We start from the raw sequence: 9,905 nt of genomic DNA on the forward strand, positions 1-9,905 counted from the left end.
GACTGCTCCTTCGGTCTTCTGGGCCTGCTCAGTCGGCAGGCTTGTCGTAGACGTAGAAGCCCTCGCCGGACGCGACGCCGAGCTTCCCCTTGTCGATGTAGTTCTCCTTCAGCCAGGCCGCGAGCTTCTGCCCTTCCGGGGTGCTGTGGACCAGGATGTTGTAAGGCGTGTTCAGGCCGATGATGTCGATCGCGCGGAACGGCCCGAACGGGGCGCCGGTGCCGATCTGCCACACGTTGTCGATGTCCTCCGGCTCGGCGTAGCCGCCCGCGGCCAGGCCGAGCCCGGCGTTGAGCCACGGCACCAGCAGCGAGTTGAGCACGTAGCCTGCCTTCTCCTTGTGCAGCGGGATCGGCACCATCCCGATCTGGCTCGCGAACTCCACGACGGCGTCGAAGACGGCCGGGTCGGTCTCGGTGGTGCCCATGACCTCGGCGGTGTTGTACTGCCAGATCTTGTTGGCGAAGTGGAGCGCGAGGAACTTCTCCGGTCGGCCGGTGGCGTCCTTGATGTCGCTGGGCAGGAGAGTCGAGGAGTTGGTCGCGAAGATGGTCTTGGCCGGTGCGGCCTCGGCGAGCTCGGCGTAGATCTTCCGCTTGATGTCGAGGACCTCGGGGGCCGCTTCGATCACCAGGTCGGCATCGGCGACGGCGTCGGCCAGGACCGAGCTGAAGGTGATCCGGCCGAGGATCTCCTCGGTCTTGCCGGCGGCTGCGGGGACCTCCTTCTCGTAGACCTTCGCCAGCTCGCTGAACCGGGTCTTCGCCGTGGCGATGACGTCATCGCTGATGTCGTAGGCCGTGACGTCGAAGCCGCTCAGGGCGGTCTGGAAGGCGATCTGCGATCCGAGGACACCGGTGCCGAGGACGGTGACCTTCTGGAGGGCATGGCTGGAGGGGGTGGTGCTGGTGCTCATGACTGACGAGTTCCCTTCTTCGATGGATACGGGGCGCGCAGGCGCGCGCCGAGGGTCTGGGCGATCTGCCGGGTCGCCTCGAGGGCGGACCGGCTCACGCCGATGTAGCCGATGAAGCCGTGGATCTGGCCTTCGAGCCGTCGCGTCTCCACCTCGGCCCCGGCGTCGCGGAGCTTGGCGGCGTACGCCTCGCCCTCGTCGCGGAGCGGGTCGAAGCCGGCGGTCACCACCAGCGCGGGGGCGACGTCCGCGGGAACGGCGGCGTGCAGCGGCGAAGCGGCGGGGAGCGCGAAGTCCTCGGGGCCCCGCCCACCCGCGTAGGCGTTCACGGCGAGCTCGATGAGCTCGGAGGTGAGGACGTATCCGGCGCCGAAGGTGACGCGGGACTCGAAGTCGCCGGCGGCGGTCGTGCCGGGATAGAGCAGCACCTGGTAGGCGCAGCGGTGCCCGGCCGCCAGAGCGACACCGGCCGCGAGATTGCCGCCGGCGGAGTCGCCGGCCACCGCGATCCGGTCGGGGTCGACCCCGAGGTGCTCGGCGTTCGCATGCACCCAGTCGAAGGCGGCCAGGGCGTCCTCGTAGGCAGCGGGGAAGGGGTGCTCGGGGGCGAGCCGGTAGCCGACCGACAGCAGCCTCGTGCCGGACTGCTCGGCGAGGAAGCGGCAGACACCGTCGTAGTCCTCGATGCTGCCGCCGACGAAGCCGCCGCCGTGGAAGAACACCACCAGTGGCGCGGCGGTGGGCTTCCCACCTGATCGACCGCTCTGCACCTGCTCGTCCTGGACGGAACTGACGGAGCTGGGGGTGTAGAGCCGGGCGGGGACGTGGCCGGCGGCCACGTCGTCGGTCTGGCCGATCGGCCACGAGCCCGCGCCGATCGCCATCGCGCGGCTCAGGTCCTCGCGGAGCCGATCCACGGTCATCGGGCGCCGCCACCGGGACAGCTCCGCGAGCCGGACGAGGGCGTGGGCCTCGTCGTCCAGGCGCAGGTCGTCGCGGACAACAGGGGCTCCGAAGACGGCCCGTCGCACCGGTCGCGGCAGCTGGAGCAGGCGCTGCACCACCGAGCGCTGGGCCCGCACGACGGCCTCCTCGCTCATGACGCCTGCACACCGCCAGTCGTGGCGCTCGCGCCGGTCGCGCCGGTCCTGCTGGCCAGCCGCCGGGAGGCGAGCAGCGTGACCACCGTACCGAGCACGGCGTACCCGGCGATGACGGCGACGTGGCCGCCGGTCGAGGTCCCGCCGAAGTAGACGATCCGGCGGATCGCCTCCGTGCCCGCGCCGTTGGGCAGCCAGGGCCCGACGACGCGCCAGAAGCCGGGTAGCAGCTCCCACTGGAAGGCGCCGCCCGCGCTCGGGTTGCCGATCACCACGAACAGCAGCACGGTCAGGCCGATCCCGAGCGTGCCGGCCAGCACCTGGAGTGCGGTGGTCACCGTGGCGGAGGCCATCACCAGCAGCGTCCCGAGCCCCCAGAGCGCCCAGAAGTGACCGGTCAGCGCCCCGAGCCATGGGTCGACGATCAGGGCGCCGCCGAGGCCGGCGAGGGCGGCGTACGGGACGGTGGCGAGCAGCCTGATCGAGGCACGGTGCGCGTTCGCGGGCCGGGCGCCCTTCGCGACCCCGAGCAGCGCCGCCATCAGGTAGCCGCCGATGATCCAGCCGATGGTGAGGTAGAAGCCGCTGAGGCCGCGCGCGTCACCGTCCTGGAGAGGGATCACGTCGGTCGTGGTCACGGTGCGCCCCTGCTGCGCCTCGGTCTGCTCGGCGACCGCCTCGACCGCGGTCACCAGCGATGCGCCGCCGCCCGAGGCGACCAGCAGCTCGTCCTGTGTCCCGGACTCGTCGACGGCCAGGGCCGCCGCCAGGTCGCCGCTCTCGATCTGCTCGACGGCGGTCGAGCGGTCGGAGATCGCGCGGGCGTCGATCCCGTCGGCGTCCTCCTGCTCCAGCTGGGCGACGATCTGCTGAGCGGTCTGGGCGGAGGCCACGACGCCGATCGGGACATCGTGGCCCTCCGGGTCGTGGAAGGCCCCGACGTACGAGGCGATGAAGCCGAGCTGGAGCAGCAGTGTTCCAGCGACGAGGATCACGGTGCGCGGCGAGATCGCGTCGGCGAGCTCGCGCCGGAAGTCGGCGATCACGGACATGGCGAATTCACTCTCTCTATTACGCTACTATAAGTAGCGAAACTGACGGTATCGATTGTAGAGCAGGTGGCAAGGATGTCGACAACCACGGGCGCGGGACGTCCTCGCCGGGAAGAGGTCGGCCCCGCCGTCCTCGCGATCACCGCCGATCTGGTCTCGCGCCACGGTCTGGTCGGCACCACCCTCGACGAGATCGCGCGCCGTGCGGGCGTGGCCAAGACCACCGTCTACCGGCGCTGGCCTTCGAAGGGCGCGCTCGCGGTCGACGCCTTGGCCCAGGTGCTGGGCGAGCCGCCCGTGGTGACGGTGCCCACGGAGGAGGGGCTGCACGCGGCGGTGAGCTGGCTCGCGGACCGGGTCCGGCATCCGACGGTCGCCGCCCTGCTGTCCGGGCTGGTGGCGGAGGCGGCGCACGATGCCGAGCTGCGCGGAAGGCTGCGCGCCCGCATCCGCGACCCGTTCACCAGCCGACTGGTACGGGACTGGCGCCTCGAGGCCGACGACGTCGACCGCGCCTTCGACATCGTCGTCGGAGCGTTGCTCCACCGCCGCGCCATGAACGGTGTGATCACGGACCTCGACGACACCATCGTCACGGAGGTGGCGACCCGCTTGGTGTTCGGACTGCGCGACGGCTGAGTCCCGGCTGTCGCTGTGGGGAATGGCTCAGTGGTAGCGCTGCGAGCGGCCGTGCCTGAAGATCAGGTTGGTCTCGGTGTGGGCGATGTCGGCGTTCCCGCTGAGGTGCTTGGTCACGAAGTCGTTGAGGCTGTCGGTGCTCGGCGCGGCGACGTGGACCATGAAGTCGTGGGCTCCGCCGAGGAGGTAGACGTCGAGGACGCCCGGCTGGCGGACGAGGTAGGCCTGGAGCTCGTTGAGCCGGGTCCGCCCGGTCCCCTGGATGCGTACGGCGACGAGCGCCTGGATCGGCCGGCCGGTGAGCGAGGGGTCGATGTCGGCGTGGAAGCCGCGGATCACCCCGATCTGGCGCAGCCGGGTGACCCTCGCCAGGCAGGTCGAGGGCGCGATGCCGGCCCGCTTCGCGAGCGCGTTGTTGGGCATCCGGGCGTCGGCCGACAGCTCGCTGACGAGGAGCCGGTCGATGTCGTCGAGAGCCGGCTGCTCGGTCGAGCGCAGCTCCAGGCCCGAGGATCGAACATTCTTCGGCCGGGTGCCGCCGGAGCCGCCGGGATCAGACGAAGTGGGACTCATGTCGCGATCTTAGAGAATTTCGTTCGATCTGAGTGCCACCTGGCGAACATGTGGCGCACGCTCGGGATATGAGAATCGGTGTCCCGCAGGAAGTGAAGAACCACGAGTACCGCGTCGCCATGACGCCCATCGGCGTGCACGAGCTGGTCTCGCGCGGCCACCAGGTCGTCGTCCAGACCGGGGCCGGCCTCGGCTCCTCCATCGCCGACGCCGAGTACGCCGCGGCCGGCGCGACGCTGATCGACTCGGCCGACGACGTCTGGGGCGAGTCCGAGATGGTCGTGAAGGTCAAGGAGCCGATCGCGGAGGAGTACCACCGCCTGCGGCCCGACCTCACCCTCTTCACCTATCTCCACCTCGCGGCGGACCGCGCGCTGACCGACGAGCTGCTGGCCACCAAGACCACCGGCATCGCCTACGAGACGGTGCAGCTGGCCTCCGGCGGACTGCCGCTGCTCTACCCGATGTCCGAGGTGGCGGGCTGCCTCGCCCCGCAGGTCGGCGCCCACGCGCTGCTCAAGGCCGAGGGCGGTCGCGGCGTCCTGCTCGGCGGCGTCGGCGGTGTGGCGAACGCGAAGGTCGTCGTCATCGGCGCCGGCGTCTCGGGCCAGAACGCCGCCAACATCGCCCTGGGCATGGGGGCGGACGTGACCCTGCTCGACACCGACCTCGACAAGCTCCGGATGTCGTTCTGGCGCTACGGCAACCGGGTCCACGGCCTGGCCTCTTCGCGACTCGTGCTCGAGCAGCAGGTCCGCGAGGCCGACCTCGTCATCGGCGCGGTGCTCATCCCCGGCGCCGCGGCCCCCAAGCTGGTCTCGAACGAGCTGGTCTCCCAGATGAAGCCGGGCTCCGTGCTCGTCGACATCGCCGTGGACCAGGGCGGCTGCTTCGAGGACACCCGTCCCACGACCCACGCCGACCCGACCTTCCGGGTGCACGGCTCGACGTTCTACTGCGTGGCGAACATGCCGGGCGCCGTGCCCAACACCTCGACGTACGCGCTCACCAACGCCACGCTGCCCTACACCGTCGCCCTCGCCGACAAGGGCTGGAGGAAGGCTCTGGCGAGCGACGCCGCGCTCGGGCTGGGGCTCAACACGTTCGGCGGCCAGCTCACCAGCGCGCCCGTCGCCGAGGCCCACGGCCTCGAGTCGGTCGCGCTCGCGGACGTGCTCGGCTGAGCCCGCGCCGAGGGGCGGTCAGCCCGGCTGGACGGACAGGATCGCGGCGAAGGCGCCGCGCACGCGGGCGGCGACCTCCTCGTCCGACGTCGCGCTGAGCTTGCCGTCCAGATGGAGGAAGGCGAGGCCGTGCGCGAGGGCCCAGCCCGCCGCGGCGAGCGCCTCCGCGTCGGCGTCCGGGAAGATGCCGCCCATCACCACGGCCAGCATCTCGTGGAGCTCGGCCGCGGCCTGCACCCGCTGGTCGTTCGTGGGGTCGCACTCCTGGCCGAACATCAGCCGGAACAGCGCCGGCCGGCGCAGGGCGAAGCCGACGTACGCGATCGCGAGCTCGGCCAGGTCCGACGGCTGCGTCGGGACGCCGGAGGCCACGAGGTCGGCCTTCAGGTCGCGGAGCCCCTGCGCGGCGAGCGCCGACTCGAGCGCCTCGCGGTCCGCGAAGTGGCGGTAGGGGGCCGCCGCGGAGACCCCCGCCCTCCGGGCGACCGCTCGCAGCGAGAACGGCTCGCCGCTCTCCAGCATCGCCATCGCGCTCGTGAGCAGCGCCGCACGCAGATCACCGTGGTGATACGCGGGCTTGGCGGGCGTCGACATGGCCGCAGCCTAGTGGTCCGTCCAGAACTTTCCGGACGGACCACTAGATGCCGGCCGGCTCGCTCACGTCATCGCGGTGAGCGAGCCTCCACCCGCGTGAAGCTCGCCAGATGGTGCTCGATCGCGGCCAGCTGGCGCTCGGGCGTCATCTTGGTGGGGAAGAGCACGGCCTCGATCGAGATGCCGTCGATCAGGGCGGCGGTCTCGCGGGCGACGGCGGCGGCATCGGTGTCCTCGCGCGCGAGACCGGCCGCCACGATCACCTCGACCTGCTCCTGCCACGCCGCCACCCCTGACTCGTAGCTCTGCTCCCGCACCTCCCTGAGGCGATCGTCATGGAGGGCGAGGCCCCAGAAGCTGACGTCGATCTTCGCCTCGAGGTGACGGGGCGGGTCGAGCGGCAGGGCCTCCTCGAGGGCCCGGCGCATCAGGTCGACGGGGTTGTCGATCCTCTCCCGCAAGGCGTCGATGCGCCTGATGACCTGCGCGAACGCGGCCACGTGGGCCGTCACGAGGATGTCGTCCTTGTTCTTGAAGTAGTGCGCCAGGATCCCCGCGGAGCAGCCGGCCTCCCGGGCGATCTCGCGGATGGTCACGCCCTCCAGCCCGACCCGCTCGACCACGCGCATGGTGGCGGCCACGATCTCCTGGCGGCGCGCCTCGTGGTCGACGATCTTGGGCACGGAGTCCTCCTCGGGACGTGGGGATGCGGGCAACCTACCCGAGCGGATGCCGCGTCACGTGAACGTTACGCAGATGACTTATATCGGACGTCCGTCCAAAATAAAGTCGGAGCCAACAGTAGCCGTAGGCCCCCGCCGGGGGCACCGCTCGGAAGGTTCCACCCATGGTCCAGCTCGATCAGCAGGCAGCCCAGGCCCCCATCCTCACGCGGGGGTCGGGGCCCCTCGACCAGGCGCTCCGCGCCCGCGCCCGCCGTGTCGTCCCCGGAGGGATGTACGGCCACCTCGACGTCGAGATGACCCACCTGCCCGTCAACTTCCCGCAGTTCTACGAGACCGCCCACGGCGCCACCGTGGTCGACGTCGACGGCAACGAGTACGTCGACCTGATGTGCTCGTGGGGGCCCGTCCTCCTGGGCTACGCCCACCCCGGGGTCGAGGAGGCCGTACGCCGCCAGGCCGCGATCGGCGACATCAACAACGGCCCGTCGGCCCGCATGGTCGAGCTCGCCGAGCTCCTCGTCGACACCGTCAGCCACGCCGACTGGGCGGTCTTCGGCAAGAACGGCACCGACGCCACGACGGCGTGCTGCACGATCGCCCGCGCCGCCACCGGCCGGCGGAAGGTGCTCAAGGCGACGACCTCCTACCACGGGTCGAACCCGCCGTTCACGCCGATCATGTCCGGCGTCACCGCCGAGGACCGGGCCAACATCGTCGAGTTCGCCTACAACGACCTCGCCTCGCTCGAGGCTGCGGTCGCCGCGCACGAGGGCGACGTCGCCGCGGTGATCGTCACCCCGTTCTTCCACGACGGCTTCGGCGACCTCGCCCTCGTCGACCCGGCCTTCGCCGCCGGCGTCCGCGCCGTGTGCGACCGGATCGGCGCCGTCCTCATCCTCGACGAGGTGCGCGCGGGCTTCCGGCTGGACCTGCGCGGATCCTGGGAGTCGCTCGGCATCCGCCCCGACCTGTCGGCGTTCAGCAAGGCGCTGGCCAACGGCTACCCGATCTCGGCCGTGACCGGCACCGACGCGCTGCGCGAGGCCGCGAACGGCGTCTACCTCACCGGGTCGTTCTGGCTCCAGGCCGTCCCGATGGCGGCCGCCATCGCCACCATCACCGAGGCCGCTCGCACCGACGCGGTCGGCCGGATGACCACGCTCGGCGAGCGCCTGCTCACCGGCCTGCGCTCGATCGCGACGAGCACCGGCATCCCGATGATCGTCTCGGGCGAGCCCACCATGCCGAAGATCCGGTTCGAGGGCGACCCGGAGATGCGGCTGGCCAACCTCTTCTGCGGCACCGCGCTCGAGCACGGCGCCTTCCTGCACCCCTGGCACAACTGGTTCATCAGCGCGGCTCACACCGAGCAGTCGATCGACCTGGCACTGGCGGCCGCGGCCGCGGGGGCCGACGTCGTACGCGCCGCCCTCTGATCTCGGATCCACCACCCACCCACGGGAGACCCATCATGTCCGCGTCCGTCAGCACCACCAACGCCGCCCAGGCCGCGCAGCCCGGCGGCCGGCTCCGTACCCAGCACCTGCTCCTCATGATCGTCGCCGCCGCGGCGCCCCTCGGCGTCGCCATCGGCAACCTTCCGACCGGCATCCTCCTCGGCAACGGGATCGGCCTGCCAGCCGCGTTCCTCGCCGCAGGCCTGGTCATCGCCTGCCTCGTCACCGGCTTCATGCGCCTGGCGCGCGAGGTCCGCGCCGACGGCGGGTTCGCCGACCTCGTCCGCGCCGGTCTCGGCTCCGGGCTCGGGCTCGGCACGGCCTATCTCACCGGCATCGCCTACTGGACGGGCGCGCTGTCGCTCGCCGCGGCGACCGGCTACTTCGGCAACATCATCGGCAGCATGCACGGCGTCGACCTGCCGTGGTGGGCCTACACCTTCGCGGCCTTCGCGCTCGTGACCGTGCTGGGCCGGCGGGCCGCCGACCTGTCCGCCCGCCTGCTGGTCGTCCTGATGGCGGCCGAGATCGCCGTCGTCCTCGTCATGGACGCCGCCATCGTCGTCAACCACGGCCTGGACGCGTTCCCGCTCGACGTCTTCAGCCTCGGCAATGCCTTCTCGGGCAACCTCGGCCCGGCCGTCCTCGTCGGCTTCACCAGCTTCATCGGTGTCGAGTCGGCGGTGCTCTACACGCGTGAGGCCCGGGATCCCGCGCGGTCCGTGCCGCGCGCGACCTACGCCGCCGTCGTCGCCATCGCACTCCTGTACGTCGTCACGGCCTGGCTCGTGATCGGCTCGGTCGGGACCGCGGCGGCTGTCGAGACCGCCGGGCAGCTCCAGGGCGAGCTGGTCTTCGCCGTCGCGCTCGGCGAGGTGAACCAGACCTTCCTCGACGTCACCCAGGTCTTCTTCGTGACCTCGCTGCTGGCCTGCTTCGTCGCATTGCACAACGCCAGCGCCCGCTACGCCCAGACGCTGGCCAACCGCGGCGCGCTGCCCGGCCTCATGGCCGCGGTGCACCCGCGGCACCTCTCGCCGGCGACGGCCTCGACGGTGCTCGGCGCGCTCGGCACGGCGCTGTTCGTGGTCTTCGCGCTCGTCGGGGCCGACCCCTACATCGGCTTGGCCACCTCGCTCACCGGCCTCTTCACGCTCGGCATCGTCGCCGCGCAGGCGTTGGTCTCGATCTCGGTCGTCGTCTACTTCGTCCGCCGGGGCCACCGCGCCGGCTGGTCGACCGTGGTCGCTCCCGCCCTCGGGGCGATCGGCGCGTTGCTCGCCTGTGTCGCCATCGTGGCCAACTACTCGGTCCTGACCGGGAAGGACTCGCTCGGCGCCCACCTGGTGCCGCTGGTCCTGCTGGTCGCCCTGGCCGGGGGCTACGCGCTCTGGGCGTGGCGGAGCCTGCGTGGCGAGCACGACGCCGACCTGCTGCCGGCGCCCAGCCTGGTGGGCGAGCTGTGAGCGCGGCCCGGCCTCCTCGTCGTGGGGTGGCCCTGCTCGCGGCCCTCCTCGTCGCGGGGGCCGGGCTCACTGTGACCGGTCCGGCGCCGGCCGTCGCGGCGGCGCCGTCGTCGCCGGCGTACGACCTCGACGGGACGTGCCTCCGGCTCCGGGTCACCAACGACGGCGCCACCCCGAGCGAGAGCACGTACGTCGGTGTGAACGGCTCCACCTACACCGCGACGGCCACGGCGGCGAC

Annotated in this window: 11 protein-coding genes; 5 read left to right on the plus strand and 6 right to left on the minus strand. The window is 71.6% G+C overall.

The features are described from left to right. Nucleotides 1-28 precede the first annotated feature (28 nt). From QM572_RS04500 to QM572_RS04510, 3 genes are read right to left on the minus strand one after another with little or no spacing between them, the layout of a single operon-like run. The gene (locus tag QM572_RS04500; RefSeq protein ID WP_415090474.1) at nt 29-916 is read right to left on the minus strand and encodes a 3-hydroxyacyl-CoA dehydrogenase; all 888 of its coding nucleotides are present in this window, start codon (nt 914-916) and stop codon (nt 29-31) included. Next, nucleotides 913-2,016 carry an alpha/beta hydrolase gene (locus QM572_RS04505; RefSeq protein ID WP_415090476.1) on the minus strand — a complete coding sequence of 368 codons (1,104 nt, stop codon included), beginning with the start codon at nt 2,014-2,016 and terminating at the stop codon, nt 913-915. The genes QM572_RS04500 and QM572_RS04505 overlap by 4 nt, the downstream gene beginning before the upstream one ends. Continuing rightward, nucleotides 2,013-3,068: a DUF3533 domain-containing protein gene (locus QM572_RS04510; protein WP_415090478.1), complete on the minus strand. Its 1,056-nt coding sequence runs from the start codon at nt 3,066-3,068 to the stop codon at nt 2,013-2,015. The genes QM572_RS04505 and QM572_RS04510 overlap by 4 nt, the downstream gene beginning before the upstream one ends. Before the next feature lie 75 nt (nt 3,069-3,143). On the opposite strand from QM572_RS04510, the gene QM572_RS04515 reads away from it, so the two are divergent. Next, entirely contained in the window at nt 3,144-3,707 is a 564-nt protein-coding gene (locus QM572_RS04515) for a TetR/AcrR family transcriptional regulator (RefSeq protein WP_415090480.1), read from the plus strand. Between the two features lie 27 nt (nt 3,708-3,734). On the opposite strand, the gene QM572_RS04520 is transcribed toward QM572_RS04515, so the two are convergent. Continuing rightward, complete coding sequence (locus QM572_RS04520) at nt 3,735-4,280, minus strand: Lrp/AsnC family transcriptional regulator (RefSeq protein WP_415090482.1); 546 nt, start codon at nt 4,278-4,280, stop codon at nt 3,735-3,737. Nucleotides 4,281-4,348: 68 nt separating this feature from the next. Between QM572_RS04520 and ald the strand changes: the two genes are divergently transcribed. Beyond that, nucleotides 4,349-5,464 (plus strand): alanine dehydrogenase, encoded by a 1,116-nt coding sequence (gene ald / locus QM572_RS04525; protein ID WP_415090484.1) that lies wholly within the window; start codon nt 4,349-4,351, stop codon nt 5,462-5,464. 18 nt (nt 5,465-5,482) lie between these two features. Here ald and QM572_RS04530 read toward each other — a convergent pair whose 3' ends face one another. Both QM572_RS04530 and QM572_RS04535 read right to left on the minus strand, forming a co-directional pair. Continuing rightward, the gene (locus QM572_RS04530; protein ID WP_415090486.1) at nt 5,483-6,058 is read right to left on the minus strand and encodes a TetR/AcrR family transcriptional regulator; all 576 of its coding nucleotides are present in this window, start codon (nt 6,056-6,058) and stop codon (nt 5,483-5,485) included. Between the two features lie 68 nt (nt 6,059-6,126). Next, nucleotides 6,127-6,741 carry a TetR/AcrR family transcriptional regulator gene (locus QM572_RS04535; RefSeq protein ID WP_415090488.1) on the minus strand — a complete coding sequence of 205 codons (615 nt, stop codon included), beginning with the start codon at nt 6,739-6,741 and terminating at the stop codon, nt 6,127-6,129. Between the two features lie 164 nt (nt 6,742-6,905). Between QM572_RS04535 and QM572_RS04540 the strand changes: the two genes are divergently transcribed. From QM572_RS04540 to QM572_RS04550, 3 genes are all read left to right on the plus strand, one after another. Further along, nucleotides 6,906-8,180: an aminotransferase class III-fold pyridoxal phosphate-dependent enzyme gene (locus tag QM572_RS04540; RefSeq protein ID WP_415090490.1), complete on the plus strand. Its 1,275-nt coding sequence runs from the start codon at nt 6,906-6,908 to the stop codon at nt 8,178-8,180. A gap of 35 nt (nt 8,181-8,215) precedes the next feature. Beyond that, the gene (locus QM572_RS04545) at nt 8,216-9,667 is read left to right on the plus strand and encodes an APC family permease (protein WP_415090492.1); all 1,452 of its coding nucleotides are present in this window, start codon (nt 8,216-8,218) and stop codon (nt 9,665-9,667) included. 26 nt (nt 9,668-9,693) lie between these two features. Then, on the plus strand, nt 9,694-9,905 hold a 212-nt coding region (locus QM572_RS04550; RefSeq protein ID WP_415090494.1), incomplete at its 3' end, for a hypothetical protein.

This window comes from Nocardioides sp. (assembly GCF_047607365.1).
Classification (GTDB): domain Bacteria; phylum Actinomycetota; class Actinomycetes; order Propionibacteriales; family Nocardioidaceae; genus Nocardioides.